The following is a 26,809-nucleotide window of genomic DNA, read 5'->3' on the forward strand; positions in this document are numbered from 1 at the left end:
CCGTACGGCGGCCGATGAAGGCCGCTCTCGGGGAGGCTGCCATGACTCACTCCGCGATTCCGCGGCCGGCCGGGTCCGCGCCCGAACGGCCGTGGCCGCGCGGCACGCTGCTGGCCGAGCTGTCGGCCGCGAGCCGGGCGCGGCTGATGGACCTGGGGTCCCGCCGCCGCTACGAGCACGGTGAGGTGCTGCTGCGGGAGCAGGAGCGCTCGACGCACGTGGTCCTGCTGCTCGGGGGCTTCGCCAAGGTCACCTCCAACCTCGGCGACGGCCGCGTGGCCCTGCTGGGCATCCGGATGGCCGGCGACACCGTGGGCGAGATGGCCGCGCTCGACGGCTCGCCGCGGTCGGCGAGCGTGATGGCGTGCGGCCGGGTGCTGGTGAAGATCATCTCGCGGGACGAGTTCCTCGGCCTGCTGCAGGACGTCCCGGAGGTCGGCATCAAGGTGTCGGGCGTGATCAGCCGGCGGCTCCGCTGGGCCAACCGCCGGCGGGTCGACTTCTACGGCTACCCGACCCGCGTCCGGCTCGCCCGCATCCTGGTCGACCTCGCCGGAACCTACGGCCATCCGCAGGACGAGGGCATCGTCTTCGACGTCGAGCTGACCCAGGACGAACTGGGCGCCATGGCCGGGGCCGACGCCGACACCGCGGGCCGGGAGCTCCGCAAGCTGAAGTCGCGCGGACTGATCGCGACCGGATACCGCCGGACCGCCATCCTCGACCTGGACGCCCTGCGCGCCCAGGCGAGGCCGGCCGGCGGGGCGGAGTGACCGCCGATGGCCGCGCGGTCCCGCCTGCAGTACCGGCTCCTGGTGGCCGTCGACGTCGAGCGCTACAGCGCGCGGGACGCGCTGCGCCAGTTCATGGCGCAGGACGACCTGCGGCACGCGCTCGAACGCGCGGCGGCGGGGGCCGGGCTCGACCGGGAGCTCTGGTACCGGCAGTTCGCCGGGGACGGGGAACTGGCCGTGCTCCCCGGGGACGTCGACATCTCGCACGCGGTGGGCGCCCTGTCGGCGGAGCTCGACACGGCGCTCGCCGAGATCAACGAGCGCCGCGCCGCCGGGGACCGGCTCCGGATCCGCCTCGCCTTCCACCACGGGACGCTGGCCCCGGGCCCGTTCGGTCCCGCCGGCGCCGCGCCGATCGTGGTGAGCCGCCTCCTGGACTCCGCGCCCCTGCGCGCCCTGCTCGACCGGCGGCCCGAGCACGACCTGGTCCTGGCCGTGTCCGACTCGCTCTACGCCGATGTCGTGAGCACCGGCTTCTGCAGGCTCGACCCGGCCGGCTTCCAGCCCATCAGGATCTCGGCGAAGGGGATCAGGTACCGGGGTTTCATCCGGGCGGGCACCGGTGCGAGGGCGGACGAGGCGCTCGGCACCGTCGTCCCGCTGCCCGTCCCATTCCGGCCGGATGCCCGGGGTGCCGAATCGGTAAGCTCCGCGTGAAGCCCGCCAGTCAAGGACGCCACCACTCCGAGGGGCCGTCGAATGGGTAGCGACAACCTCCCGGCGGTGCGCCGGACCAGCCTCGTGGTCGATCTCGAGGGATACTCCAAGCGCAGCGCGCCAGGGCAGGTCGACGCCCAGGGGCGGCTGCTGTGGAGCATGGTCCACGCGCTGAAGGCCGCGGGGATCGCGCCCGACTCCTGCGCGCGCCAGGACCAGGGGGACGGGCAGCTGATCACGCTGCCGCCCGGCATCAACGAGGCCCGCGTCCTGCCGACCGTCATCCTCGCCCTGAACGCCGCCATGAGCCGGGTCAACTCCCTGCCCGGCGAGGCGGGCCGGCTGCGGCTGCGGATGGGGATGGCGCAGGGGCCGGTGCAGCTCGCCTCGATCGGCTACGTCGGCGCCGGAGTGGTCGCCGCCTGCCGCATGGTCGACTCGGCGCCGCCCCGCCAGGCCCTCAAGCGGCACCGGGACGCCGACATGGCCGCGATCGTGTCCGACGACCTGTACCGCCAGGTGTTCTCGCAGGGCTACGACGTCCGGCTCGCCGCCCGCGACTTCCAGCCCGTCCAGGTGGTCATGAGCGCCAAGGGCTACCAGGCCGACGCCTGGCTGCACGTCCCGGCCGTGCGGCCCGTCGCCGGCCTGGTCCCGGACTTCACCGGGGCCTACGAGGACAGGTCCGGCGCGCCCTGGCTCGCCATGATCCCCCTGGCCGCGGCCGGTGTCGGCGTCTGGTGGTGGCTCGGCCACGAGGACGATCCCGCAGATCAGGGCGGGCACCGGGCGCACCCCGACCACGTCGACCCGCGCGATCCCGTCGACCCGACGCCCGACTGGCAGCACGATCCGGTGCGGGGCTGGGAGTACGACCCGATGCGGGGCTGGCACGAGGTGCCGCACGGCCTGCCGGCGTCCTACGGCGCGCTGGAGCCTGCCCCCGAGCCCGATCTCGCCGACCAGGACTACGGCGATGACCAGGTCGACGACTCGGGCTTCGACCAGGACATTTGAAGATTCTTTTACTTTCTCTGCTTTCGCTGCATGAAATCCGCCCGCCCGTGCCGTCCAAGAGGACAGGCGAACGGACGGGGAGGCCCGGATGGGGCAGTGGGCGCTGGCGATCGACTTCGGGACGAGCTTCACCACCGTCGCCATGTCGGTGGACGGCCGGATCGTCCCGCTGGAGATCGCCAACAGCCGCTACCTGCCCTCGGCGGTCGCCATGGACGCCGAGGGGACGCTGCTCACCGGCCCGGAGGCGGTGCAGCGCGGACGCCATGAACCGGCGAGCGCGGTGCGGCTGCCCAAGCGGGCGCTGGTCGCCGGGCCCAAGGTCAGGCTGAACGGGCGCACGGTCGCCACCACCGATCTCGTCGCGGCGGTGCTGGAGCGGGCCGCCGCCGAGGCGCGCTCCGTCCAGGGCGGCGACGAGCCCGGGGAGGTCGTCCTCACCCATCCGGCGGCCTGGGGCGACCAGGAGCTCGCGGCGCTGCGGAAGGCCGCCGCCACGGCGGGGCTGGGCACGCCGCGGCTGGTCGCCGAGCCGATCGCGGCCGCCGTCCACTACGCGGTCGGCTGCACGGCGACCGGGTGCGCGGACGCCTCCCGGATCGACCTGCCCGACGGCGGGTGCCTGGCGGTGTACGACCTGGGCGGAGGCACCTTCGACACCGCCGTAGTGCGCCGCGACGGCGCCGGGTTCGTCCTGGTCGGCGAGCCCGGCGGGGACGCCTCGCTGGGCGGCGAGGACCTCGACGAGCGCTTCCTCGAGATGCTGGAGGCGCGCGCCGTCGACCGCGACCCGGCCGCCTGGGCGGAGCCGGCCGCGGGCCCCGCCGCGCAGCATGCCCGCGCGGTGCTGCGCCGCGAGGTCGTCGACGCCAAGCACGTGCTGTCGCGGCTGTACACCGTGGACCTGGCGGTGCCCGGCTATCCGGCGACGTTCCGGGTGACCCGGGACGAGTTCACCGGGATCGTCGACGGCGACCTCCGGCGCAGCCTGGACACGCTCACGGCCACGGTGGCCGGCGCCGGCCTGGACCCGGCCGGCCTCGCCGCCGTGGCGCTGGCGGGAGGCTCCAGCCAGGTGCCCCGCGTGGCGGAGCTCATCGCCGAGCACTTCGGCGCCCTCCCGCTGACGGCACCCGATCCGAAATCGGCCGTCGTCCACGGAGCCCTGCTCTCATCCACGGCCGGGACCGCCGCGCCGTCGGCGGACCCCGCACCGTCGGCGGACCCTGTGCCGCGAAGGCGCCGCCCCCCGCTCGACCCCGACCCCGAGGACTGGATGCCGGACATCTCATGAAGATCGTCATGATCGGTCACTCTTCGGCCGGAAAGACCACCTACGTATCGCTCATGTACGACACGATGCGCGTCGGAATGGAGGGCTTCTCGCTCCGCGCGGCCGAAGCGTACGACCACCGCGTCCTGAAGAAGGCCGCCCGCGCGATCCGCAAGGGCAGGTATCCCGACCCCAGCAACCAGCGCAGCAGCTTCAACCTGGTGCTGCAGCACAACGGATCGGACGTGTTCCCCTTCACCTGGCGCGACTACCGGGGCGGCGCGCTGTCGGAGAGGAGCGTCGACAGCGAGCAGGCCAAGGAACTGTACGAGGATCTGCGCGAGTCCGACGCCATCGTGGTCTTCGCCGATGCCCAGCGCCTGGCGACCCGGCGCGGCGCGGCCCTGGAGAACGCCACCCTGGTGACCCACGTCATGCGGGCGCTGGCCGACCGGGACGGCGCGGTGCTGCCGGTGCTGGTGGTCTTCACCAAGTGGGACCTGGTGGCGCACCTCGGCGAGGAGGCGCAGGAGCGGATCGCCGCCCCCTTCCGGCAGCTCATCGAGGCGATCGACCGGTCGGAGTCGGCGATCGGCCTCGCGGTCCCGGTGGCCTGCGGTCCCGAGCCCGTCAACGTGGCGGTGCCCGTCCTGGCGTGCCTGTGGGTCGGCCTGCTGAGCCGGATCAACACCCTGACCGCCCTGGTCCAGGAGCACGCCGAGTCCGCCGACAGGCTGGCCGCCCAGGACACCGTCGTCGACCGCTTCACCAGCTGGTGGAAGGGCGAGTCGTCGTACGCCCAGCTCGCCGAGGAGCGCCGCCGGTCCGCGCTGGCGGAGCTGTCCCGCCTGGAACCGCTGGTCGAACCGGCCGAGCGGTTGCAGGAACTTCTCGATCAGGTACTCGACGCGGCCGGCTGAGCCGCGGGGAGGAAGCGCGATGAGGACTCCGGAGATCAAGCTGACCATCCTCGGGGCCACCGGCTCCGGGAAGACGACCCTGATGCTGGGCATGTACGCGATGCTCGCGACCGGCGTGCACGGCTACCACCTGTTCACCCGGGACCCCGACGACCACATCGACCTCACCCGGCGGTGGGACACGCTGTACACGCGGGGCGAGCTGCCGCCGCCGACCGACGAGGTCCCGACGGCCTACCAGATGATCTTCAACCACGGTCTGGAGACCATGCTGCACCTGGACTTCGTGGACTTCCGCGGGGGCGCCGGGACCGCGTCGACCAGGGACGCCGACACCGCCGCCGACATCCCGACGCTGCGCGAGCGGCTGGCCGAGTCCAACAGCATCTACCTCGTCCTGGACGGCCACCACGTCGGCGACTGGATCAGGGAGGAGTGCGCCGGCATGCAGGTGACCGGGGCGATGGGCCTGAGCATCTTCACCCAGACCATCATGCGGCTCTTCCAGCAGTTCAAGGAGGAGGGGCGGGCCCGGCCGTCCCTGGTCGTGATCGTCACCAAGTGCGACGTGCTGGAGGAGCGGAGCGGGATGCCGCGCCAGGACGCCCTGAGGGTGATGGTGAAGAACTTGAAGAAGCTGGTGCCCTTCGCCTACTACCCGGGCGTCACCGCGATGATCTGCCCGGTGCAGCTGGGGCGGTTCGGGGTCGAGCCGGGCGGCACGGTGAAGCCGGGCCAGGTCGACCCGATCTTCGTGCACAAGCCGCTGATCTTCTCCCTGATGCACTACCTGACCGAGCAGGCCGCCTTCGACCGGCGCGACCTGAAGGAGGTCGAGAGCCGCCGCGCCGACGCCCGCACCGAGCTGGAGCAGCTGCGCAGCGGTTTCGGCGCGGGCTTCTTCCGCGGCGGCGAGATCAGGCGGAAGAGCGGCGAGATCGAGTTCGCCGCCCAGCGGGCGGCCGACCTGCAGAAGGAGCTGGACACCGCGCAGCAGCGCGCCGCCCAGCTCATGGGCGAGCTCGACGGGCTCCCGATCATCAAGGACGGGGTGGTCCGATGACCGAGTGGTCGCCGGTCGTGTACGGCCGCACCCGGTGGGTCGACCGGTGGCGGCGGGCCTGGCCCGCCGGGGTGCCCCTCGGCGGCCGGCCCGAGAAGGCGATGCTCGACGTGATCAACGGGGGCGAGGACCTGGTCCGCCCGGACGCCGGCGAGGAGAGCCACGCCCCGCGCTTCCTGCTGGCGCGCGGCGCGGACGGGGTGCTGGTCGGCGTCGCCTGCCGGGCCCGGATGCTGAGCGACGCCATGCACACCGACCTGCAGGGCGGCCGCGAACTCTACTGCTTCGTCGGCTGGTTCGGCGCGGGCGGCTCCGTCGCCGACCTGCCGCCCCTGGCGGACCTGGCCGCGCGTTGCCAGGAGTGGGCGGGACGCGTGTACGAGCGGTTCATGAAGCCGGTGTGGGAGTTGCACGAGGACCAGATCGTCCTGGAGCGGACCCTGCCCGAACCGGCCCCCTGGGCGTCGACCTCCGTCAAGGAAACCGAGGGCGAGGGTGGGCGGCGGCTCTCCGTCCAGCCGGACGTGGTGCACGTCCTTCCCGCGGACCAGGCTGCCGAGTACTGGGACAGAGCCGTCCTGACCGGGGCTGACTTCGCCCTGGCCACGGGCTGGTGGACGATGGCGGACCGTCGCGCCGAACACCTCACCCACCTGTGCGTCGAAGGAGTCAGAGAGCCCAGGACGATCCCCAGGCCGAAGCCCGAGCCGCGGACGGAACCCGTGCGTCCCAAGTCCGCCGGAGCTCCGAAACGGTCCGACTGGGACCGCTTCCAGCACGAGCAGGTCCTTGAGGAGGACCGGGGCGGCCGCGGTCTGCGCGGGGTCGCCCGGGACATCGCACGCGCCTTCCTGGGGCCCGAAGAGGAGCATCACACGCCCCACTCGTTCGGCGGCGACGCGGCGAGAGCGCGCAAGCGCACCGATCAGGCGCGGGGCCTCCCCGAGCGCAAACGCCAGGAGCTCATCGCGGCGTGGCACCGTGCGAAGCTGCGCTACGAGGCCGCCCTGAAGGAGGCCGAGGCCGCCGAGGGGGAGCTCGCGCACATCGAGGAACTGCTCGGTGGCGCGGGTCCCGGTGCGCCGTCCGATCCGCACGGCGGCGGTTCCGTCCGGCCGGTCCGGCGGACGGAGCCGCCGCCCGATGTCGAACTGCCCGAACGGCCGGGTCACACCGGTGACTTCTTCGGCGACACGTGGGGGAGGGACCGGTGAACGAGGACGAGAGCCGGCTTGCGAGCCGGCTCGCGCCGCAGGTGCGGGCGCTCTGCCAGGAGGTCGCCGACGCCGTGATGGCCCTCGGTGATCCGGCCGACCGGGACGCGACCGCCGCGGCGATCCGGGCCGAGGCGGGCCGGGCCGAGACCGGCGCCGCCGGGGCCATCGTGGTGGGGGAGAAGAAGCGCGGCAAGAGCTCGCTCATCAACGCGCTGGTCGGGCGGCCGGGGCTGCTGCCGGTCGAGGTGGACGTGGCCACCAGCGTCCACCTGGCGGTCGGGTACGCGCCCGAGCCGCAGGCCGAGGCCGTGCTGAACGGAAAGCCGGATCCGGTCCCGATCGGACTCCACGAGATCCCCGCCTACGCGGCCCTCGACCCCGAGAGCGGCGCGGAGGTCCGGGACGACGTGCGGCACGTCCGTGTGGGCGTGCCGTCCCCGCTGCTGCGCGCAGGCCTGGTGCTCATCGACACGCCGGGCGTCGGCGGCCTGGTCTCCGGGCACGCCCGGATCACGCTGGCGGCGCTGACCGGGGCCGACGCGCTGGTGTTCGTGGTGAACGGGTCGGTCGAGCTCACCCGGTCCGAGCTGACCTTCCTCACCCGGGCCACCGAGCGGATCGGGACCGTCCTGTTCGTGCTCGCGCAGACCGACAAGTACCGCGGCTGGCGGGAGGTCCTGGAGCGCAACCGCGCGCTGCTGGCCGAGCACGCGCCCCGGTACGCGTCCGCGCCGTGGTTCCCGGTGAGCGGCCGCGCCGAGCTGGAGGCGGTCGCCGCCCGCGAGTCCGGGGACGCGGCGAAGGCGGAACGGCTGGCGGCGTCGTCCGGCATCGGCGAGCTGAGCGCGGCGCTCACCGAGCGGGTCGCGTCCCGCGCCTGGCAGATCCGGCTGGACAACGCGCTGCATCTGGCGGCCGCGCAGATCGAGCCGCTCGCGGCCGCCCTGGAACGGCGGGTGCGGTCGCTGGAGGGCGATCCGGAGCTGGAGCGGGAGGTCGTGGAGCGGCGCGAGCGGCTGCGCGAGCTGCAGGGCGCCGACGCCCAGTGGCGCCGGACCCTGGCGCGGCGGACCCGCGAGCTGGAGCGCACGCTGCGGCTCGGCTTCCAGCGCTCGGTCAACGACCTGCGCGCCCTGGCCGAGGAGAAGATCGCCAAGAGCGGCGGTTCCGATCTGCTCAGCGAGCTGCCCGGCGACCTGGAGGCCGGCATCGAGGGCGTCTGGCTGGAGCTGCAGAACGGCGTCCGCACCGGGATGCGGGCCCTGGCCGCCGACATCGGCCGCGAGTTCGCCGATGTGGACGTCGAGGTGAGCCGGGAGCTGACGCTGCCGGACCGGCTCCGGGAGCTGCCGCGGCCCGGGACCACCGCCGACGACTCCCGCGGCCCGCTGGCGATGATCGAACGGGTCATGCCGGGCTGGGGCGCGGGCGCGCTGACCATCGCGGCGCTGGGCGCGGTCACCGGGTCGATCCTGCTGCCCGTGGCCGCCGGGTTCGGGCTGATGGCGCTGCTGAGCGGCCGCCGCAAGCGGCGCGAGGAGCTGCGCCGGGCGCGCGGCGACGCCACCAAGTACGTCAACCGGCTGGTGGTGGAGCTCAACACCGAGATCCCGCCCAAGATCTCCGCGGCCGTGGAGGAGCTGAGCGACCGGCTGGGGGACGCGGTCTCCGAGCGCATCGCGGCCCAGCGGACGCGGCTGGAGGCGGAACTGGCCGCGCACCAGAGCGATCTGCGCGCCGCGCAGGAGACGCTGGCCCGGGACCGCCGGCAGGCGCGTGCCGGGCTGGAGCGGCTGCGCGGCCTCGGCGGACGGGCGGAGGCCATGCGCCGGGAACTGGGGGTGCGCTGACGTGCGCGCCGCCGCCGCGCACCGGGCGCCCCGGCCGTGGACGAGGCGATGACGGCCGTCGAGGGGCCGCTGTCGGCCCGGCTGCGGGTCCTCTGCGAGCGGGCCGTGCCGCATCTCGACCCCGCCGCACCCGCCGCCGAGGGGCTGGCCGCCGTCGCCGCGCGGCTCGCCGAGCCGACCCTGCGGCTGGCCGTCGGCGGACGTCTCAAGGCGGGCAAGTCCACCCTGGTCAACGCGCTTCTCGGGCACCGGCTGGCGGCGACCGCCGCCACCGAGTGCACGCTCCTGGTGGCCTGGTTCCGCGACGCGCACGTCAACCGCGTCCAGGTGCGGCACCGGGACGGCGGCGTCCGCCACGTGCCGGCCCGGCCCGGCGGCGGGGTGCCCGACGACCCGGCGGCGCTGGGCATCCCGCACGAGGAGATCGCCGAACTCGTCGTGGAGGCCCCCAACGAGCGTCTCGCCTCCGGCTACACGGTCGTCGACACCCCCGGGCTGGACTCGCTGACCGGCTTGGACGACCTGTCGATGGCCGCGCTCGCCCGCGCCGACGCCCTCCTCTACGTGACGCCGCACCCCGGCGAGAACGACCTGGAAGCGCTGGAGGCCCTGCGCCGCAGGGCCGACGAGCACATCACCGCGCTCAACGTGCTGGGCGTCCTCAGCCGGGTGGACGAGCTCGGCGACGGCATCGGCGACCCCTGGCCCCGCGCGCGCAGGGTCGCCGCCCGCTACGGCGACCGCCTCTCCGGCGTGGCGGCACGGGTGGTCCCCGTCGCCGGCCTGCTGGCCGAGACCGTGCTGGGGGACCACTACACCGACGCCGACACCGCGTCGCTGCTCCGGCTGGCGGCCGCCGATCCCGCGGAGCTCGACGAGGCGCTCTTCTCCTCGGACACGTTCACGTCCTGGAGCGGCGCCCCGATCACCGGACCCGCACGCGAGCGGCTGCTGGGCCTGCTCGGCCGCTACGGCGTGGAGATCGCCGTCACCGCCGTCCGGGAGGGCGGCGCGAGCACCGCCGAGGTGCTGGCGGTGCTGCGCCGGCACAGCGGCGTCGACGATCTCCTCGACCAGATCCGGGACCACTTCGGCGCCCGGGCCGACCGCCTCCGCGCGGCGTCCGCCGCGGCGCTGCTGGAGGAGGTGTGCGCGCTCGGCCGCACCAAGGAGGAGATCGCCGCGCTCATGGCGCTGCGCTCCGGGCTGGCCGATCTGCGCCGCCACCCGCTGATGCGCCAGACCGCCCTCGCCGCCGCCCTGGCGACCTCGGCCTCGGGCGGCCTGGTGCTGCCGGACGACGACCACCGGGCCCTCATCCGTCTCGCCGCCGGACACGACGCGGCCGCGTGCCTGGGAGCGGCGCCCGGCGCCTCCCCGGCGGACCTGCGCAAGGCCGCCGACGAGGAGATCCGGCGCTGGCAGTCGCACGAGTGGTCGCACTCCAGGGTCGTCCGGCGGCACGCCCAGACCGCCCGCGAGCTGTGCGAGGCGTTCTACTTCCTCGCCGAGGAGGGCTCCGCCTGACGGGTCCGCGCGGCCCGGTCAGGCCGCGCGCAGGCCCGCGGGCGCGGCCTCCGCCAGGGACGCGAAGGCGCGGCGCCCGCGCAGGATGCGCGTCTGGACGGTGGTGAGCGGAACGCCCTGCAGATCGGCGATCTCCTTGTAGGACAGGCCCAGGGCGTAGTGCAGGATCAGGGCACTGCGCTTCGCCGGCGACAGCCCCGCCAGCAACCGGCGGCAGTACTCGCGCCCTACCACCTGCTCGGCGGGCCCGGGGAGCGCCGGGAGCAGCAGATCCATCTCGCTCGTGGCCACCGGGTCGGGCAGGCGCTCCTTCAGGCGCCGCTGGTCGAGGGCCACGTGGGTGGCGACCGCGTGGAGCCAGGTGCTCACCTGCGAACGCCCCTCGAATCCGGCGAGCCCGGTCATCGCCTTCAGCCAGCATTCCTGAAGCGCGTCCCGGGCGTCCTCGGGGTCCCGCGTGATGCGCAGGCACACCCGGAAGAGCCGCGGCTCATGCCTGCGCACCAGTTCGCCGAACGCGCCGTGATCGCCTTGCCGGAAACAGCCCACAAGGCGCTCGTCATCCATGGAGGCCCACAGTCCAGGCGCCCGATATGACATGCCGAACCACGCTCCCTCACCGCCCCGGCCCCCCGTTCCCGGTGGGCTCCGCGTGAAGTATGACGGCGGCCTCCCGCACCTGATTGCGGAAATTGACGGCTTTCCGGAAAACGATCGGAGCGGCGCCGGAGACGCGGGTTCGAACGCCTGGTCAGACCGCGGTCCGCCCTTTGGTTCGGGGACGGCCGGAGTCGGCTCCGGCAAGATGGGGACAACGTCCGGATGCGGCCAGCGGCTTGCGCATGGAAAAGAATCAATTCACGCCGAATACGACGGGGGAGCGGCCAGTTCCCAGTCCAGTTCCCACACCCGCAGGGAACCGTCCTCATGGCCCGCCAGCACGAAACTCCCGTCGGGGGTCGACGCGAGGCAGCGCACTCCCTTCCCTTCCCGGTCGTCGAGGACCCGCAGGCATCGCCCGCTGCCGACCTCCCATACGCGGACGCCCCGGAAACCGGCCGACACCGCGAACCGGCCGTCCGCGGTGAACCGGGCGTCCAGCGACCAGCCGGCGTTCTCCGCGAGCTCCCGCACGCACCGCCCCGTCGCGACGTCCCAGAGGTAGAGCTTCATCGTGGCCTTGTCGCTGAACAGGGCGAGCCGTCCGTCGGCGCTCAGGCACAGGGCGGTCACCTCGGGCCCCATGACGCGCCTGTCCGCCGGTCTCGGCCGCAGAACGCCCCTGGCGTGGCCCTCGTCGAAGTCCCACAGCCGCACCGAGGCGCCGCGGCGCGGAGGACCGCCGTGGCCGGAGGCGACGAGACGGCCGCCGCCGCCGATCGCCAGCGAGTTGATGCCGATGTCGCGCGCCTCCAGGCCGTCCTCGCCGAAGTCCACCGTGTCGATGGCGCGCACCTGCGCGCCGGTGCCGAGATCCCAGAACCGGATCCGGCCGTCGCCGTGGCCGACCACCGCGAGCCGCCCGCCGTCGCCGAACCGCACGTGCGCGTCGCCGAAGAGCGCCTCCATGGGCACGTCCACGCCCCCGCGCGGGCCGCCGGGCTCCTCGACCCCGATGTACTCGTCGGCCTTGACCCGCGCCCACCGCGCCCTGTCCAGCAGCGAGAAGTTGTCCGCCAGGACGCGCAGGCACTCGCCGGTGTCGGTCGACCAGAGCCGTACCGCGCCCCGCCTGTCGCCGGAGAGGACCCGGCGTCCGTCGGCGCTCAGGGCCACCGAGACCACCGCCTGCCGGTGGCCTGTCAGCGTGTGCAGGCAGGTGCCGGTGCCGAGGTCCCACACCCGGACCGTGTCGTCCTGCCCGCCGGTCACCGCGAGCCCGCGGTCGGCGCCGACGTCGACCGCGGCGATGCCGCGGCGGTGCCCGGTCAGCACCGCCGACACCCACGCGGCCCGCAGATCCGTCCGGACGGCGCGGCGGCCCAGCGCGCGCCAGGCGGACATGACCCGTGGCGCACGCTCGTGCCCCGGCACCGTCCTGGCGCGCGTGAGCAGATCGAGCGCCGCGGTCAGCCGGCCGTCGGACAGGGCCCGTTCCGACTCGGCGACCAGCGCGTCGACCGTGGCGTCCGAGTCGCTCAGCTCGGTGTGCGGGCGCGGGCGGCTCAGGCTCGGCGCGGCGACGTGCTGCCCGAGGGGCAGCCGCCACCACCGTGCCGTGCCGTCCTTCTCGCCCGCCGACACGGCCGACCGGCCGTCGGCGCTCAGACGGACGGCGCGGGCACCGCCCCGGTGCGCCACGAACCGCCGCACGCAACGGCCGCTGTCGACGTCCCAGAAACGCAGGTGGACACCCTGCACGGAGATCAGGTACCGGGCGCCGTCGCTCAGGGACATCGGGCCGCTCGGGCCCGCGTCCCGCAGCACGCGGACGCATCGGCCGGTGGCCACGTCCCAGATCCGGATCGGCCCGTCGAGGGGCCCGTAGGTGGCGGCGTAGCGGCTGTCGGAGCTGAAGCACCCGCCGGTCGCCGACCCCGGGATGGGCTCGGGCAGGACGTGCCGGCACTCGCCGGTGGCCAGGTCCCACAGCCGCACGGCCGCCTTCATCCCGGTCTCGGAGCTCATCGCCCAGCGGCCGTCCGGGCTGATCAGCGCCGACGGCGACCCCCAGCTCCTGACCTTCACCTGGCGGACGACCCGTCCGCTGCGGGTGTCGACCACCCGCAGGGCGCCGTCATAGGACGAGTAGACGGCGACGTCGCCGTCGGAACTCATGGCGACGGCACTGTGCCTGGCCTGATGGAAGGTCTGGGCGCAGCGCCCCCCGGTCAGATCCCAGAGCCGGACCGTGTCGTCCTCGCCCGCGGAGATGGCGCGGGTCCCGTCGGCGGAGAACGCGACGGACCTCACCGGGCCCTCGTGCCCGGTGAGGGTCAGCCGGCACCGGCCGTCGAGGAGCGTCCACAGCCGGACCGTGCCGTCGGCCTCCCCGCTCAGCGCCAGTTTCCGGTCGGCGCCGAGGCTGAGCGGCAGGCGCGTCCGCGGCGGCGGGTCGGCCGTCCAGGCCATCTCCTGCGCGCCGGTGCAGCGCGCGTGGGTGATCCGGCCGCCGCCGAGGGCCTGGAGGGCCGCCTCCACCTCACGGTCGCCCGGTCGCTCCCGGGCCACCCCGTCCAGGAGTTCGCGCGCGGCGTCCAGATCGCCGCGTTCCATGTGCACCTGAGCCAGCAGGAACCGCGCCCGCCGGGAATCGCCGGTGTCGGCGCGGACCGCCTCCAACTGGGCGACGACGGTCTCGTCGCCGATCGCGCCGCGCCGCCACCGCTGCAACCCGAGGTGGTAGGCGGCCTGCGCGTGCCGCGGGTCGGCGGCCAGCGCCTCGGCGAACCCCTGCTCGGCCTCGGCGGTCCGGCCGAGGTCGAGCAGCGACAGCGCCTGGTTGTTGAGCTCGTCGCCCCGCAGGTCGGCGGCGCGCGGCCGCGCACGCGGGTACGCGGCCCTGGTCAGCGCCTCGTAGCAGGCGGTCAGCCCGTCGGCGACCTCGGCCATCGAGCGCGGCCGGTGCCGGGGGTGGTCGCGCAGGCAGCGGGTCAGCAGGTCGGCCAGGTCGGCGGGGATCCGCGGGACGGCCATGCCCGTGCCGTCGGAGAGGCAGGCGGCCAGGGTGGCGCCCGCGGCGGGGCTGACCATCCACGTCACCTCGCCGACCAGCATCTCCAGGACGGTGACCGCGAAGCTGAACACGTCGCTGCGCCGCCCCAGGGACCGGCGCGCGAACTGCTCCGGCGAGGCGTACGCGGGCGTCATGCCGTTGCTCCCCGGCACCAGCACGGTCGCGCCGGGCCCGTCCTTGGAACCGGCGACGGTGGCCTCCCGGGCACGGGCCAGGCCGAAGTCGGTGATCTTCGCCGTTCCCGCCTCGTCGAGCAGGACGTTGGCCGGCTTGACGTCCTGGTGGACGAGCCCGCGGCCGTGCGCGTGGTCGAGGCCCCACGCGATCTGGATCGCCGTGTCCAGGATCCGGGCCGTCGCCTGCTCCGGGCCACCGGCGTACAACCGGCGGTCGGCGATCCGGTCGCGCAGGCTGCCGCCCGGGACGTACTCCGCGAACACCCGGGGAACGCCGCCGAGCGTGCGGACGTAGTGGCACGTGCACACGTGCGGGTGCAACCCCAGCGACACCCACGTCTCCGCCTCGGTGACGAACCGCTCGCGGCCGGCCGCGTCGCGGAACATCTCGGGGCGCGGCGACTTCACGGCCAGATCGGTGCCCCAGCCCAGGTGCCGGACCCGGTGCACCACCCCCATCCCGCCCCGGCCGAGCGTCTCGACGACCTCGTACCGCCCGTCGACGACGTCACCGGCCCGCCACTCCGCCGCGACGGCCCCCCTCGCTCCGGTCATCCCACTCCCGTCACCGCGACTCCGGCCGTCGATCATCCGACCGCCGGCGGATCTCGGTCCCCCCAACCGCCCCCGACGGCCCGGTGAACACCTTGCCAAACAGCGGTGTCTATTTAATCGGTGGCGAGCCGTGCGCGCGGACCTGACGGGTCGCGGCCGGCGAGCGTGCCGGCCCACCACCGGGCGAGGTCGTGGCCGAGATCGGCGGCGCGGGAGAACCAGTAGACGGCCTGGTCGCGGTCGTGGGGCAGGGCGGCGCCGAGCTCGAACGCGGCGCGGACGTGCCGGCGGCGCGCCGCGCGTTCCAGGTAGACCTGCGCGGCCTGCAGATCGCCGTCGGCCAGCGCTCGGCGGCCCAGCAGGTAGGCGTGCTCCGTGGCCGCGGTGGCGGGCACCAGGCTCTCGATCAGCGCGGTGGCGGCGCCGTGCCCGCGGCTTTCGGCCTGCATGAGCCAGGCCAGTGATTCCTGGGGGCGCTCCTCCAGGCACAGCAGCACGCCCAGCTCGAAGCAGGACTCGGGATCGCCGCTCTCGGCGGCGCGGACCAGGCGCACCCCGTGCCGGCCGAAGAGGGTCAGCATGCGCTGCTCGGTCAGCGTCGGCGTGCCCTCGGGGTCGCCGACGTAGTCCTGCATCAGTTCCTCGGACATCGCCTGCAGGGCCCGCCCGTCCAGGGCGACCGGGACGGGCCTGGCCGGCGGCGCCCCGTTGCGGACGCTGGGCTGGTCGGGATCGGGGACGTGGACGGGGGCGGCCAGGGGCAGCGAGGGCCCGCCCGCGTCGGGCGGGTCGCCCGGTGCCGGCAGCCCGGGAAAGGGCCGGGTGTGACGGCCTTCGACCCGCGCCCGGCCGTTGCCGGTGTCCCCGTCGGGCGGGGAGAGGTAGACCTCCTGCAGCATCGCGTTCCATTGCGGCAGGGTGCTCTCGCCCGGGTCGGCCGGGATCAGCCCGGCCTTCACGGCGTATCTCTGGCAGGTCAGTACGAAGGTGGCCACCCAGCGCCAGTCCGGCGGGCCGCTGCGGCGGCCGTTGAGCACGTTGCTCAGGGTGGCCAGGGACAGCGACGGCAGATCGCGGCCGGCCCGCCGCTGCGTTTCCGCCACCTGCTCCGACAGCCTTTCCATCTTCCGCAGGCTGGGCCGCCCGCACGCGCGCCGGAAATCCTCCAGAATCCGAATGAACTCCTGCAGCGCCTCCGGACTCCACGGACGCTCGTCGCTCATCGCCGCTGCTTTCGTCGCTGGTTCTCGCCTCAGTTGATCTTTTCTCGCTGCGGGCAATTATGGCACCAACCAGGCACATCGCGTGATCTACGCGAGCGTTCCGGGGTGTTCCACTCCGTTTCGCGGCGCGACGAAACCGGAGGTCACAGCAGTTGGGCGCAAGGTGTTCCTTTTCGTTCTCTAGTGTTCCGCGCCGTTCTGCGTCCCTTCCGCGACGCGCGCGAGAATCACCATCTGAGAATTTCTCGGAAATATTGCCCGGTTTGAGAAGAATGAATGTGTAAAGCGTCACAGAACTCGTGGAGTGGCCCAGAGTCGCGACGATCGGGATCGACCACCGCGCAGCCGGGCGCGTCGCGCCGGCCACCGGAGCGTTTCGCCGAGTCCCACTGACCACCTGCCTCGCCCATGCCGGTGCCGTGGTGGACATCGGGTCCCCGGCAGGCAAAAGACCCGATGTCCATGCGGACACCGGGCCTGTTCTCCGAACGCGACCGGCCGGCCCTCAGGGAGAGGTCAGCATCACGGGCGAATCGATCAGCGTGTTCCCCGTCACCCAGATGCGCCCGCCCGGCGCGACGGAGAGGTCGCCGACCCATGTCTCGACAGGAGTGGTGAAGGTCTGCCAGGTGCCGCCCGCGTACCGCAGCAGCGGCGCGCGGCCGTAGATGATCGGGCGGGGGACGATCACGAGCGGGTTGCCGTCCTTGTCCAGCCGCACCTTCTTGCCGTAGTTGTCGAAGTTGCCTTCGGGGGCCGAAGCGGTCCACGTCGTGCCGTTCCAGCGGTACAGGGTGTCGTAGGTGAGTGCCCAGACCGTTCCGCCCCCGGTGGGCGCGACGCTGGTGACGCACGAGTCGGTGGGGAGCGGCGGCAGCATCGTCCAGGCGGAGCCGTTCCAGTGGAGGACCACCGCTTCACTGCGTTCGGTGGCGGTGTTGTAGCGGCAGCTTCCGGTCCATGCCTCGGTGGCGGTGCGCGCCTGGAGGTCCGACAGCCCGTCCTGCAACCGGCCGGCGAGCGGGTCCGCCTCCCAGGCGTCGCCGACGCGCCGGAACAGCGCGGGCCTGATCGTACTGTCCGGGCCCGGCACCCTGATCTGGATCCACACCCCGGCCGGACCGGCCCACAGGCGGGTGTCGTAGGCGTAGGCGACGTCGGGCGGCGGTGCGACGGGCTGGAACGCGGTGCCGTCGAACCGCGCGAGGTAGAGGCGCTCCCCGCTGTGGACGGCCGCCATAAGGACGCCAGTGTTCACTGGAGAAATCGGCACGGTCCGCGCGTCCGATAGTGGCCGTCAGGCCGACCTTCACGCCCGGGCGGCAGTTGTCCGCACTCCGCACTGGCGACCCGGCACCGACCTCGGTGCTTCACGGGCTCGGAGCCCGTTCGTCAGCTGGTGTTGCGGCCGCCGTTGACGCCGATGATCTGGCCGGTGATGTAGCCCGCCTCGTCCGAGACGAGGAAGGCGCAGGCCGCCGCGATGTCCTCCGGTCTGCCCGCGCGGCCGACGGGGGTCCGGGAGATGGCCTCCTCGATGCCGCCCGGTCCGAACCTGCCCCGCGCGTCGTTGCGCCGCGTCATCGGGGTGTCGATGAACCCGGGCGGGATCGTGTTCACGGTGACGCCGTCGGGGCCGAACTCCAGGGCGAGCGACTTGGTGAGGCCGACCATCCCGGTCTTGGAGGCGACGTAGTGCGCCATGTACGGCTGGCCGCCGTGGGTGCTGGAGGAGGAGATGTTGACGATGCGCCCCCACCCGGCCGCGATCATGTCCGGCAGCACCAGCTGGCAGCAGTGGAACGTCCCGGTCAGGTTGATGGCGAGCATCTCGTTCCACTTCTCCGGTGAGATGTCCAGGAAGCGGCGGAAGCCCTCCTTTCCGGCGTTGTTGACGAGGATGGTGACGGGCCCGAAGCGGTCGCGGACCTCCTCGAGGCCGCGGGCGACGGCGTCGCGGTCGGCGACGTCGGCGGGGACCGCGACCGCCCGGCCCCCGCCGCCGCGGATCTTGGCCGCGGCCGTCTCGGCCGCGTCGCCGTCGAGGTCGAACAGCGCGGTCCTCGCGCCGTCGCGTGCCAGCCGCTCGGCGATCGCGAGCCCGATGCCCGACGCGGCGCCGGTGACGATGGCGACCTTCTCCTCAGGCGGCTGTGGCATACCGGGGTCCTCTCGGGCGGTGGGTGTGCAATAAATATACGGGAGCGTTCACATGTGTTACTGCAGGAGGGTGCCGCCGCGCAGCCAGCCCTGGAAGATGTCGATGAAGGTTCCGGGGTACTCGGGCGGCGGGGCGGTGGCCTGGTCGAGTTCGTCCAGGATCTCGGCGGGAATCCGCACGTGGAGGGCGCCGAGGTTGTCCTCCAGCTGCCGTTCGGTGCGCGCGCCGACGATCGTCGCGGTCACCGGCCTGGTGCGCTGCCAGGCGAGCGCGAGCTGCGCGGGAGTGCAGCCGATCCGGGCGGCGGCCCGGCGGACGAGGTCGACGATGCCGAAGCCCCGGTCGTTCTTGACCAGCGAGTCGAACGCGACCTCCCGCTGCGCCAGCCGTGTCGCGGGCGGCTCGGCACCCTGGCGGAGCTTGCCCGTCAGCATTCCGGCCGCCAGCGGGCTCCAGGTGATGAGGCCGAGGCCCTCCTCGGCGAAGAGCCGGACGTGCTCGCGCTCCAGCGTGCGGACGATCAGGTTGTACTGGCCCTGGAAGGACACGAACCGCGCCGCGCCGAGGCGGTCGCTGATGGCGAGCGCCTTCATCAGGCGGTAGGCGCGCAGGTTGGACGCGCCCACGTAGAGGACCTTTCCGGCACGCACGAGGTCGTCGAGCGCCGCGACGGTCTCCTCCAGCGGGGTCGCCTCGTCGTCCACGTGCAGCTGGTAGAGGTCGATGTAGTCGGTGCCCAGGCGGCGCAGGCTCCGCTCGCAGGCCCGCCGGATGTTGATACGGCTCCCGCCGCGGTCGTGCGGGCCGCGCCCGGTCGGCATCCCGAACTTGGTGGCGACCACGACCCGGGAGCGTTTGCCTTTGAGCGCGCGCCCGCAGATCTCCTCCGACCCCGGGTAGCCGTCGGCGGTGTCGAGGAAGTTGCCGCCCGCGTCCAGGTAGCGGTCGACGAGGCGGACCGCGGTGTCCTCGTCGCACCCCCAGTCCTTCATGCCGAAGGTCATCGCGCCGAGCGCGAATTCCGACACGTACAGGCCGCTGCGGCCGAGCCGGCGGAGTTCCATGGCTAGACCGCCTCGGCCGAGGTGTCGACGACCCAGCGCACCGACCGGCGGAACGGCTCGGTGCCGTCGTGGGGCAACCGGACGGTCTGGCTGGGATCGAGATCGTTCATCTGCATCGACCGGTCGATCGGCTGCGTGCGCTGGACGCCGTGGAGGGCGAGGCCGTCGCGCAGCCTCCGGCGCAGCGACTCGGGGAAGATGCCGACGGTCTGGGTCTCCTCGCTGACCCAGCGCGGGACCTTGGTGATGTCGGGGACCGGGACGAGGTTGACGATGCGGTTGCCGAGCTGCCGGGCGAACTCGACCGGCTCGTCGGCGGTGCGGGAGATGACGACGCCCGCGCTGGAGGTGTCGCCGATGACCCGGTAGAACTCCTCGTCGAGGGCGATCGCGCGCAGTTCCTCCTCCAGGTCGGGCGCGGGGCGCTTGGGCGCCGTCGACTCGTGCGGCGGAAGGGCGAGGAAGGCCCGGTGGACGGCGTGCCCGAAGTCCTCGAGGAGGGCCAGGTCGTCCTCGTCGTCGGTGCACTCGACGTAGACGACGCGGGTGCTGGCGCAGGCGGTCTGGTTCATGTGGCCGGCCATCCGGGCGACGCCGAGCGCGGCCCGGTCCCTGGCCTCCTCGCCCTCCAGCGCCTCGCGGCCGATGATGGAGATCGAGAGCTTGGGGTTCATCGCGATGAGCTCGATGCCGGGCACGAGGTACTTCTGGATGTGCGTCATGGACGCCGTCCCGCCCCAGGCGGTGAGCTTCTCGATCCGGTTCGGCGTGATCACCTGCCGTTCGACCTCCGCGTCGCCGCCCTTCCAGTAGGCGACGGCGAAATGCCGGGTGACCGGGTGGTCCGGGTCCAGCTCGACCATGGTGCGGATGATCGCCGCGGCGGTGAACGGGTCGTTCGAGGGCGTCTTGACCAGCGTGTCGCCCTTGGTCAGCGCGCCGCGGACGATCGTGATGCCGGCCGTGACCGGGACGTTGCCGGCGATGATGTGCAGCTGCCGCGTCCCGACGGCCCGGATCCGGACCAGGGAGCGGCCGGGCCCGCCCTGCTCGACCCATCCGTCCAGGTAGTCCTTGCCCACCTTGGCGTCGATCTGCGCGCCCAGCCGGTCCCGGTCGAACATCCGGGGGAACTGCTCGTAGATCGGGCGCAGCACCGGCTCGGTCATGTCGCCGGCCTCGAGCGCGAGGTCGAACGCCTTGCGCATCAGCGGGTTGTCCAGGGTGAGGCGCCCGCCGAGCTCGGCGAGGAAGTCGATGATCTCGTCGATCGGCGTGTCGTACAGGTCCTTGAGGTCGCCGGGGCTGGCGAGCACCAGCTCGCGGGCGTACCGGCGCGGGTCGGCCTGGCGGAAGGCGGCACCGCCGCGGCCTCCGAACACGATCGCGTCGTCGCCGGGCTCGATGACGCGGCCGCGGATCACGATGGGGATGTCGAGCACGCTCGTCGCCGTCTCCGGGGCGGCCGTCCGGGACATGGGGGTCACGCTCCGCTCACGTAGTCCATGAAGTCGTTGTACGCCTTCGCCGTCCCCGCGCAGGTGATCTTGTCGTCGCCGCCCTCCAGCTCGGAGAACCGCACGATGCCGCCGTCGATGCGCGGGCCCTTCCAGCCGCACGCGCACGCATCGTCCCAGTAGATCGTGACGCGGTCGCCGGAGATGAAGCCGCCCCAGTACGTCTCGGCCAGCAGGTCGAACAGCGCGAGCCGGCCGGTCCGCACGCCTTCGCGCGGCAGCGGCCTCGCGTCCTCGTCCAGGACGATCGGCAGGGTGTAGGGGAGGAAGTGGTAGTACTCGGCCGAGCATTTCGGGGCGGTGCCCATGCACTCGGACATCCCGTACATGCTCGCGACGCGGTCGATGCCGAAGAAGTCTTTGAGCAGGTCCTGCCAGTCGGCCGGGGCGTCCTTGAAACCCTTGAAGCCGCCGCCCGCCATCAGGATGGAGTCGGGCGCGAACTCGCACCCGACGCCCTGCTCGCGCCCGCTGAGCGCGAGCCGGACCAGGTCGGCGGACGTGCCGCCGATGCGCACCCGCTGCCCGCGGAACTCCTCGGCCAGTCTGGCGAACCATTTCTGCAGGTCGTCGTCGCGATGGCGGCTCGCCTCGATGAGCTGCCGCCGCTCCTCGATGATCTTCGGGTCGATCTCCAGCTCGTCCAGCTCGCCGCGCTCCTCGGCGGCCTGCAGGCGCCCGGCGAGCGACAGCAGGTCCGACGACAGCGGGTAGTCGTGGAGCATGTGGCGGGCCTCGTCGCCGCCGGCCTGCGCCCCCGCCATCAGCCGGCCCATCTTCGTCATCATCTGGTGGCCGCTGCGGTATCCGGCGGAGAACGACGGGATCTTCACCTGGCGGACGTCGACGCCGAGCGCGGCCCGCATCGCCAGGAAGTGCGCGTTGCGCCAGGCCGGCCACTCGACCCGGGACCGCGGGATGAAGCTCAGCTTCCCCGTCGTGCCGGTGGAATGGCCGATGATCATGCCGTCGTCGTCGAGGCGGGTGAGCCAGTCGTCGACCGAGCGCAGGTCGTCCACCGGCGTCTGGAGCAGGTCGTGGGTGGTCAGCCGGTTCAGCCACGCGGTCAGGCGGGTGAACCGCCGCTTCTCGATCAGGCTGAGCGGATAGCTCTTGTAGACCTTGTGGTCGAACATGACGGGGACGACGTCGTCCAGGCCGTCGATCCGCCCGACGTCCTGCCGCTCGGCCAGCCTGCCCAGCGCCTCCACGCGCGGGCGCAGCGCCTCGAACCGCCGCCGCAGCACCTCGCGCTGGACCGGCTCCACGACGTCTCGTGCGAGTCCCAGCAGTTCTTCGTGCGGACGCTCCGTCCACGCGGCGACATCGCCGGCATCGAGTGCGGCCGGTTGTGCGGTGGTGCCCAATGTCCCTCCCCGGGTCTCCCCGGAAATATACGTTCGCGTTTACTTTCGGTCAATGGGCCGGGCCCCGGCCCGGGGGATCCCGCGCGGGCGGTCATACTTCATGCCATGGGACAGCACCTCAGAACCGGTCGGCCCACGCGGGCCGAGGCCGCCGAGCTGGAACGGCGCCTGCGCGAGGCGGCGCTGGAGGTGTTCTCCGACCGCGGCTTCGAGGGCGCGACGATGGAGGAGATCGCCCGCGCGGCGGGCATCAGCAAGCGCACGCTCTACGCCAAGTACCCCGACAAGCGGGCGCTGTTCGCCAAGGTGCTGCCGTGGGCGATGTCCACCCTGAACTGGGACGCCCCGGACCTCGACGACGTGGCCGACGACCTGCCCTCCGCGCTGGCGGCGATCGCGCGGATCGCGATCGCGCGGGTCGTCGACCCGCAGGTGGCGCGGCTGACCCGGGTCGCGATGAGCGAGGCGCACCACTTCCCCGAGTTCGCCGAGGCCGCGCACTCGATGACCTGGTCGCCGCGGCTGCGCTCGGTCGTCGACGTCCTCGAACGGCACGCCCGCGCCGGCGCCATCGTCGTCGACGACCCCGAACTCGCCGCCGAGCAGTTCCTGGCGATGGTGTCCGGCTTCCCCGCCATGCTCGCCGTGTTCGGGCTGCGCCGCGACCCCGACGACGAGGAACGCCACATCCGGCACGCCGTCACGCTGTTCCACGCCGGTCTCACGCCGCGCTGAGCCGGACGCGGATCACCGCCTCCGCGGGCCGGGGCGCCGGCCCGCGAAGGCGGTGATGGGAGGGCAGACAGCGGAGCCGCGCGGGCTAGACGGCGGGCTCGCGGACCGCGTCGATCGAGGAGGGGCCCGAGTCGGGCACCTTGGGCTGCCGCCACACCTCGACCGGGAAGGACACCGTGCACAGCGCGCAGAACAGCCAGGTCAGGTGCTTGTCCTCCTCGCTGATGTCGTCGAGGGACACCTTCTCCAGGTAGGCCTTGGCGTCGTCCAGGCGCGGGAACGCCGCGTCGTAGAACGCCTGCAGCTCCTCCATCGTGCTGGTGAAGCGCTTGGCGTAACGCGCCTTCTCGGTCTGGACGGCCCAGTCGGCGAAGGGCTCCAGGTCGGCGAACTGCTGCGGGAAAACGGCCATCGTGGTTCTCCTCTTCACCGGGCCGCCGGGCCGGGCACGCTGTCCTTGGCCTCGGGGTGCTGCTTGACGTAGTCGGCGACGTACTGCTCGGTCGTCTGGTGCAGGTGCCGGAGCAGGATCTCCTGGTCGTTGAGCGGGAACTCGGTGACCACCCGGGACTCGAGCATCTTCTGGGTCGCCTCGAGGGTGTTGGCGTCCTGCAGCCCGTACTCCTTGAACGAGACCACCGCCAGCTCCTGCTGGACGCGTTCCCAGGCGTTCTTCGGCGGCACGAAGTAGCAGGTGCCCTCGAAGATGTGGGTGTTGTAGGACGTCGGCCAGTAGTGGTAGGTCAGCACCCAGCCCGGCTTCCAGACCAGCAGCATCCAGTTGGGGTAGATCAGGTACGAGTCCATGCCCCAGGCCTTGTGCCGCCCGGGGTTGACCGACGGCGGCAGGTCGATGTCGATCGGCGGGTCCCACGGGCCGAACAGCCCGCTGCGCAGCTTGCGCTCGATCGGCTTGACCATCTTCTCGTCCTTCGGCGGCGCCATGCCGCCCCACGAGGAGACGACGCCGTGCGGGCCGTCGATCCCGTAGTGCAGGGCCTCGTAACCGACCTGCTGCAGCTTCAGCGACTCCTCCGGGACCGCCTGCTTCTGGTGCAGGACGGGCGCGTGGTAGAACTCGGTGAACGCGTCGATGTAGAGCTTCCAGTTCGCCCCGATCTCGGCGCGGTACTCGTGCACCTGCGTCATCTCGTGGAACGGGTAGCCCTCGAACCCGGCGCCGTACGCGCCCAGGTACTCCTTGAGCGGCCGCGGCTCGGACTCGCGGTCGAAGTTGACGAAGATCCAGCCTTCCCACACGTCGCAGTGCACCGGGACCAGCCCGTACTCGCCCTTGTCGAGGTCGAAGAACTCGCTCTCCTGCTGCACGAAGGTGCACGCGCCGTCCAGGCCGTAGCGCCAGGCGTGGTACTTGCAGGTGAACTGGCGCGCCGTGCCCTGCACCTCCTCGCCCGGGAAGTCCTGCCACACCAGCTTGTTCCCGCGGTGCCGGCAGACGTTGTGGAACGCGCGCACCCGCTGGTCCTTGCCGCGCACGATGATGATCGAGGTGTTGAGGACCTGGATCTCCTTGGTGAAGTAGGACCCGACGCGGGGCACCCGCTCGACGCGTCCCACGTTCAGCCAGGTCTTGGCGAACACCGCCTTGCGCTCGAGCTCGTAGTACTCCGGTGAGATCGAGTCCTCGTAGGTCGTCGGCGTCTTCCGCAGATGCGGGTAGTGATCGGTCCAGCTGCCCTCGACGGGCTTGGTGAAGTGCGCCACGGTCTGCCTCCATGGTGAAGCGGCCTGCCGACACGAAAGTAGACGCCTCCGTAGACTTATGCAAGTGGTAATCTCAAATACGAGAACCTCATTTCCATCAACGCGTCCGGTTGTGTCGGTGGGCGCCCGTAAAGTCGGCGTATGTCGCGGCGTCGTTTCGATCAGGCCATGCAGCTCATGCGGGAGAGGGACCCGCGCGTCCGGGAGAAGGCCTTCGACTTCCTGCGCGAGCACGCGGACGGGTACGTCGACGAGCTGATCGCGGAGTTCGCGGCGGAGCGGGAAGATCAGGACCTGGGCTGCTGGCTGCTGGAACTCATCGCCGAGGCCCGCGCCGCACAGGCGCTGGCGGTGTTCCGCGACCAGCTGGAGAGCCGGGAGGAGCCGTTGCGGTTCTGGGCCGTCCGGGGCCTGGAGATGCTCGAGAGCCGGGAGGCGGACCAGCTGCTCGAACAGGCGCGCGCCAACGACTGGATCTTCTAGCGAAGCCCCCGCCGTCAGGACGTCCAGGCGCCGGGCAGGACCCTGCCGACCCGCTCGTGCCGGCCGCCGGCGATCCGGTAGACCGCGGCCTCGCCCTCGGCCAGTTCGATGCCGTCCAGGGCGCGCACGTAGTGACCGTGGACGATCGGCACCGTGTTGCGCCCGCGCGGCGGCGCCTGGCCCAGCAGCGGACGCAGCCTGCCCATCTCCGCGGTGCGGCAGTACGGCTGGTCCGTACCTCGCCCACCGGGAGGCGCAGCGTCCGGAACGCCTGCCCGATCGCGCGCGAGTCGGCCCGGCCCCGCTCGGAGAGGTTCCGCTGGGTCGCGCAGTCGCCGAGATCGACCTCGTCGGCGTCCGGGTCGGAATGGTCCGTGGCCGCATGCCGGAACACGATCGCGTGCCCGCCCCCGCGCAGCGTTTCCATCAGCTGCCGCGTCTGCCCGTCGCCGGGCATGGCCGCCGCGCTTGACGTGGACGGCCCGCCGGCGGCCCGCGGCCCGTCCGCTTCCTCGCCGCCGGAGCATCCCGTCACGCCGACCGCGGCGATGAGCACGACGGCCGTCCACAGCCGCCCCGTCCCGCGCACCATGCCGCCATGGTGTCCGAGCAGCACGAGTCGATTGCATGTTCGAATCTCATCACTTAAAGTGTTCGTCATGTCGCGCACCGCTTCCAGTGGTGTGGTCGCCCCCGGCCGCACAGCCCGCCCCCCAGACGGCGGGGTGCGTACGATCGCGCCGCCGTTCGTTGCGGCGGGCCCGTCGGGGGTGGCGGTGCGTGACCGTCTCAAGGGCCTGACGGCTGAGGACGAGCGGGTGTTGCGGCTGGTGGGGGCGCATCTGGGTTCGCTGGCCGCGCGGGATCTGAAGATGCGGTGCCGCGACGGCCTGGACCATGATGCCGACCGGTGGGCGGCGCGCAAGCGGGAGTTGACCGGGGTGTCGTCGTCGCGGTGGGCTGGTTCGATCACCAAGGCCACCCATGACCAGTGGGCCCTGGCCCGCGGCGCCCAGCACGCGCACGTCCAGGGCCTGGAGTCGGGGGTGCGGACGCTGGAGCACCGGCTGTCCCTGCCCTTGGGAGCCAGGGGTGCCGGGCGGGCGCCGGGCGGGTACCGGTCTCGGCGGGAGTGGTTCGCCAAGTCCCGCCGCCTGGCCGCCCTGAAAGACCGGCTCACCGGTGAGCGGGCCGACCGGGACGCCGGGATCGTGCACGTGGTGCGCGGCGGCAAGAGGCTTGCCCACGTTCGCCACCATCTCGAGAATGCCGAGCTGACCGAGCAGCGGTGGCGGGAGCGCTGGGAGGCCGGACGATCGTTCCTGGCCGCCGATGGCGAGAGCGGGAAGCGGTACGGCAACGAGACCATCCGCCTCACCCCCGGCGGGGAGGCGGCCCTCAGGCTCCCCGCCCCGCTGGCCCATCTGGCCAATGCTCCGCACGGCCGCTACGTCCTGGCCGCCCGCGTCGCCTTCCAGCACCGGGGAGCCGAGTGGGCCGACCGCATCCAGGCCGACCGGGCGGTGGCCTACCGCATCCACCACGACCCCGAACGCGACCGCTGGTACCTCACTGCCTCCTGGCAGCGCACCCCCGCACGCACCCTCCCTCTCCAGGCGGCGTGCGCGCAGGGTGTGATCGGAGTGGACACCAACGCCGACCACTTCGCCGCCTACCGCCTTGATGCGCACGGCAACCCTGTCGGTGACCCGAAACGCTTCGGCTACGACCTGTCCGGCACCGCAGACCACCGCGACGCCCAGGTGCGGCACGCCATCAGCCGGTTGCTGCACTGGGCCAAGCGGTGCG

General features: G+C 72.8%; 23 protein-coding genes. 12 read left to right on the forward strand and 11 right to left on the reverse strand.

The features are described 5' to 3' along the window. The first annotated feature begins 41 nt into the window (after positions 1 to 41). The 9 genes from ACFPZN_RS34955 (at position 42) to ACFPZN_RS34995 (ending at position 10,318) form a co-directional block, all read left to right on the forward strand. Positions 42 to 773 carry a Crp/Fnr family transcriptional regulator gene (locus tag ACFPZN_RS34955; protein ID WP_378286640.1) on the forward strand — a complete coding sequence of 244 codons (732 nt, stop codon included), beginning with the start codon at positions 42 to 44 and terminating at the stop codon, positions 771 to 773. Between the two features lie 6 nt (positions 774 to 779). Continuing rightward, complete coding sequence (locus ACFPZN_RS34960; RefSeq protein WP_378286642.1) at positions 780 to 1,451, forward strand: nucleotidyl cyclase domain-containing protein; 672 nt, start codon at positions 780 to 782, stop codon at positions 1,449 to 1,451. A 42-nt stretch (positions 1,452 to 1,493) separates the two neighbouring features. Beyond that, positions 1,494 to 2,468: a nucleotidyl cyclase domain-containing protein gene (locus ACFPZN_RS34965; protein ID WP_378286644.1), complete on the forward strand. Its 975-nt coding sequence runs from the start codon at positions 1,494 to 1,496 to the stop codon at positions 2,466 to 2,468. Between the two features lie 88 nt (positions 2,469 to 2,556). Continuing rightward, positions 2,557 to 3,762, forward strand: a complete 1,206-nt coding sequence (locus tag ACFPZN_RS34970; protein WP_378286646.1) for an Hsp70 family protein — start codon at positions 2,557 to 2,559, stop codon at positions 3,760 to 3,762. A gap of 8 nt (positions 3,763 to 3,770) precedes the next feature. After that, positions 3,771 to 4,661, forward strand: a complete 891-nt coding sequence (locus ACFPZN_RS34975; protein ID WP_378286648.1) for a TRAFAC clade GTPase domain-containing protein — start codon at positions 3,771 to 3,773, stop codon at positions 4,659 to 4,661. Between the two features lie 19 nt (positions 4,662 to 4,680). Further along, on the forward strand, positions 4,681 to 5,724 hold the full coding sequence (locus ACFPZN_RS34980; RefSeq protein ID WP_378286650.1) for a TRAFAC clade GTPase domain-containing protein: 1,044 nt from the start codon (positions 4,681 to 4,683) through the stop codon (positions 5,722 to 5,724). Beyond that, positions 5,721 to 6,938, forward strand: a complete 1,218-nt coding sequence (locus ACFPZN_RS34985) for a hypothetical protein (RefSeq protein WP_378286651.1) — start codon at positions 5,721 to 5,723, stop codon at positions 6,936 to 6,938. Before ACFPZN_RS34980 ends, ACFPZN_RS34985 begins: the two co-directional genes overlap by 4 nt. Next, positions 6,935 to 8,791, forward strand: a complete 1,857-nt coding sequence (locus ACFPZN_RS34990) for a dynamin family protein (RefSeq protein WP_378286653.1) — start codon at positions 6,935 to 6,937, stop codon at positions 8,789 to 8,791. Before ACFPZN_RS34985 ends, ACFPZN_RS34990 begins: the two co-directional genes overlap by 4 nt. 48 nt (positions 8,792 to 8,839) lie before the next feature. Continuing rightward, positions 8,840 to 10,318 carry a dynamin family protein gene (locus tag ACFPZN_RS34995; protein WP_378286654.1) on the forward strand — a complete coding sequence of 493 codons (1,479 nt, stop codon included), beginning with the start codon at positions 8,840 to 8,842 and terminating at the stop codon, positions 10,316 to 10,318. A gap of 18 nt (positions 10,319 to 10,336) precedes the next feature. Here ACFPZN_RS34995 and ACFPZN_RS35000 read toward each other — a convergent pair whose 3' ends face one another. The 8 genes from ACFPZN_RS35000 to ACFPZN_RS35035 all read right to left on the reverse strand — a co-directional run bounded on the left by ACFPZN_RS35000 (position 10,337) and on the right by ACFPZN_RS35035 (position 22,057). Then, positions 10,337 to 10,885 carry an RNA polymerase sigma factor gene (locus ACFPZN_RS35000; protein WP_378286655.1) on the reverse strand — a complete coding sequence of 183 codons (549 nt, stop codon included), beginning with the start codon at positions 10,883 to 10,885 and terminating at the stop codon, positions 10,337 to 10,339. A gap of 291 nt (positions 10,886 to 11,176) precedes the next feature. Further along, positions 11,177 to 14,725 (reverse strand): protein kinase domain-containing protein, encoded by a 3,549-nt coding sequence (locus ACFPZN_RS35005; protein WP_378286656.1) that lies wholly within the window; start codon positions 14,723 to 14,725, stop codon positions 11,177 to 11,179. Between the two features lie 113 nt (positions 14,726 to 14,838). Next, positions 14,839 to 15,948, reverse strand: a complete 1,110-nt coding sequence (locus ACFPZN_RS35010) for an SEL1-like repeat protein (RefSeq protein ID WP_378286657.1) — start codon at positions 15,946 to 15,948, stop codon at positions 14,839 to 14,841. Positions 15,949 to 16,453: 505 nt separating this feature from the next. Continuing rightward, positions 16,454 to 17,206, reverse strand: a complete 753-nt coding sequence (locus ACFPZN_RS35015; RefSeq protein WP_378286659.1) for a hypothetical protein — start codon at positions 17,204 to 17,206, stop codon at positions 16,454 to 16,456. Between the two features lie 134 nt (positions 17,207 to 17,340). After that, a complete protein-coding gene (locus ACFPZN_RS35020; protein WP_378286661.1) occupies positions 17,341 to 18,108 on the reverse strand; it encodes an SDR family NAD(P)-dependent oxidoreductase in 768 nt (255 codons plus the stop codon). Between the two features lie 57 nt (positions 18,109 to 18,165). Further along, entirely contained in the window at positions 18,166 to 19,173 is a 1,008-nt protein-coding gene (locus ACFPZN_RS35025) for an aldo/keto reductase (RefSeq protein ID WP_378286663.1), read from the reverse strand. Between the two features lie 2 nt (positions 19,174 to 19,175). After that, positions 19,176 to 20,651, reverse strand: a complete 1,476-nt coding sequence (locus ACFPZN_RS35030) for an acyl-CoA reductase (protein ID WP_378286665.1) — start codon at positions 20,649 to 20,651, stop codon at positions 19,176 to 19,178. A 5-nt stretch (positions 20,652 to 20,656) separates the two neighbouring features. After that, a complete protein-coding gene (locus ACFPZN_RS35035) occupies positions 20,657 to 22,057 on the reverse strand; it encodes a hypothetical protein (protein ID WP_378286667.1) in 1,401 nt (466 codons plus the stop codon). 105 nt (positions 22,058 to 22,162) lie between these two features. Here ACFPZN_RS35035 and ACFPZN_RS35040 point away from each other — a divergent pair, with 105 nt between their 5' ends. After that, the gene (locus ACFPZN_RS35040; protein WP_378286669.1) at positions 22,163 to 22,792 is read left to right on the forward strand and encodes a TetR/AcrR family transcriptional regulator; all 630 of its coding nucleotides are present in this window, start codon (positions 22,163 to 22,165) and stop codon (positions 22,790 to 22,792) included. An 85-nt stretch (positions 22,793 to 22,877) separates the two neighbouring features. Here the strand turns inward: ACFPZN_RS35040 and ACFPZN_RS35045 are convergent, their stop codons facing one another. Together ACFPZN_RS35045 and ACFPZN_RS35050 are read right to left on the reverse strand one after the other, a co-directional pair. Next, on the reverse strand, positions 22,878 to 23,204 hold the full coding sequence (locus ACFPZN_RS35045) for a hypothetical protein (protein WP_378286671.1): 327 nt from the start codon (positions 23,202 to 23,204) through the stop codon (positions 22,878 to 22,880). A 14-nt stretch (positions 23,205 to 23,218) separates the two neighbouring features. After that, positions 23,219 to 24,517, reverse strand: a complete 1,299-nt coding sequence (locus tag ACFPZN_RS35050) for an aromatic ring-hydroxylating oxygenase subunit alpha (protein WP_378286672.1) — start codon at positions 24,515 to 24,517, stop codon at positions 23,219 to 23,221. A gap of 141 nt (positions 24,518 to 24,658) precedes the next feature. Between ACFPZN_RS35050 and ACFPZN_RS35055 the strand changes: the two genes are divergently transcribed. Next, a complete protein-coding gene (locus ACFPZN_RS35055; RefSeq protein WP_378286674.1) occupies positions 24,659 to 25,000 on the forward strand; it encodes a hypothetical protein in 342 nt (113 codons plus the stop codon). A 14-nt stretch (positions 25,001 to 25,014) separates the two neighbouring features. Here the strand turns inward: ACFPZN_RS35055 and ACFPZN_RS35060 are convergent, their stop codons facing one another. Next, positions 25,015 to 25,206: a histidine phosphatase family protein gene (locus ACFPZN_RS35060; protein ID WP_378286676.1), complete on the reverse strand. Its 192-nt coding sequence runs from the start codon at positions 25,204 to 25,206 to the stop codon at positions 25,015 to 25,017. Positions 25,207 to 25,659: 453 nt separating this feature from the next. Between ACFPZN_RS35060 and ACFPZN_RS35065 the strand changes: the two genes are divergently transcribed. Next, positions 25,660 to 26,809, forward strand: a 1,150-nt coding sequence (locus ACFPZN_RS35065; RefSeq protein ID WP_378286678.1) for an IS200/IS605 family accessory protein TnpB-related protein, incomplete at its 3' end; no start/stop codon positions are given.

The organism is Actinomadura rugatobispora (assembly GCF_042656285.1).
Taxonomy (GTDB): domain Bacteria; phylum Actinomycetota; class Actinomycetes; order Streptosporangiales; family Streptosporangiaceae; genus Spirillospora; species Spirillospora rugatobispora.

Coding starts and splice junctions, on each gene's coding strand:
- ACFPZN_RS34955 (WP_378286640.1), top strand. CDS start 42: ATGACTCACTCCGCGATTCCGCGGCCGGCCGGGTCCGCGCCCGAACGG.
- ACFPZN_RS34960 (WP_378286642.1), top strand. CDS start 780: ATGGCCGCGCGGTCCCGCCTGCAGTACCGGCTCCTGGTGGCCGTCGAC.
- ACFPZN_RS34965 (WP_378286644.1), top strand. CDS start 1,494: ATGGGTAGCGACAACCTCCCGGCGGTGCGCCGGACCAGCCTCGTGGTC.
- ACFPZN_RS34970 (WP_378286646.1), top strand. CDS start 2,557: ATGGGGCAGTGGGCGCTGGCGATCGACTTCGGGACGAGCTTCACCACC.
- ACFPZN_RS34975 (WP_378286648.1), top strand. CDS start 3,771: ATGATCGGTCACTCTTCGGCCGGAAAGACCACCTACGTATCGCTCATG.
- ACFPZN_RS34980 (WP_378286650.1), top strand. CDS start 4,681: ATGAGGACTCCGGAGATCAAGCTGACCATCCTCGGGGCCACCGGCTCC.
- ACFPZN_RS34985 (WP_378286651.1), top strand. CDS start 5,721: ATGACCGAGTGGTCGCCGGTCGTGTACGGCCGCACCCGGTGGGTCGAC.
- ACFPZN_RS34995 (WP_378286654.1), top strand. CDS start 8,840: ATGACGGCCGTCGAGGGGCCGCTGTCGGCCCGGCTGCGGGTCCTCTGC.
- ACFPZN_RS35000 (WP_378286655.1), bottom strand. CDS start 10,885: ATGGATGACGAGCGCCTTGTGGGCTGTTTCCGGCAAGGCGATCACGGC.
- ACFPZN_RS35005 (WP_378286656.1), bottom strand. CDS start 14,725: ATGACCGGAGCGAGGGGGGCCGTCGCGGCGGAGTGGCGGGCCGGTGAC.
- ACFPZN_RS35010 (WP_378286657.1), bottom strand. CDS start 15,948: ATGAGCGACGAGCGTCCGTGGAGTCCGGAGGCGCTGCAGGAGTTCATT.
- ACFPZN_RS35020 (WP_378286661.1), bottom strand. CDS start 18,108: ATGCCACAGCCGCCTGAGGAGAAGGTCGCCATCGTCACCGGCGCCGCG.
- ACFPZN_RS35025 (WP_378286663.1), bottom strand. CDS start 19,173: ATGGAACTCCGCCGGCTCGGCCGCAGCGGCCTGTACGTGTCGGAATTC.
- ACFPZN_RS35030 (WP_378286665.1), bottom strand. CDS start 20,651: ATGTCCCGGACGGCCGCCCCGGAGACGGCGACGAGCGTGCTCGACATC.
- ACFPZN_RS35040 (WP_378286669.1), top strand. CDS start 22,163: ATGGGACAGCACCTCAGAACCGGTCGGCCCACGCGGGCCGAGGCCGCC.
- ACFPZN_RS35045 (WP_378286671.1), bottom strand. CDS start 23,204: ATGGCCGTTTTCCCGCAGCAGTTCGCCGACCTGGAGCCCTTCGCCGAC.
- ACFPZN_RS35055 (WP_378286674.1), top strand. CDS start 24,659: ATGTCGCGGCGTCGTTTCGATCAGGCCATGCAGCTCATGCGGGAGAGG.
- ACFPZN_RS35060 (WP_378286676.1), bottom strand. CDS start 25,206: ATGGGCAGGCTGCGTCCGCTGCTGGGCCAGGCGCCGCCGCGCGGGCGC.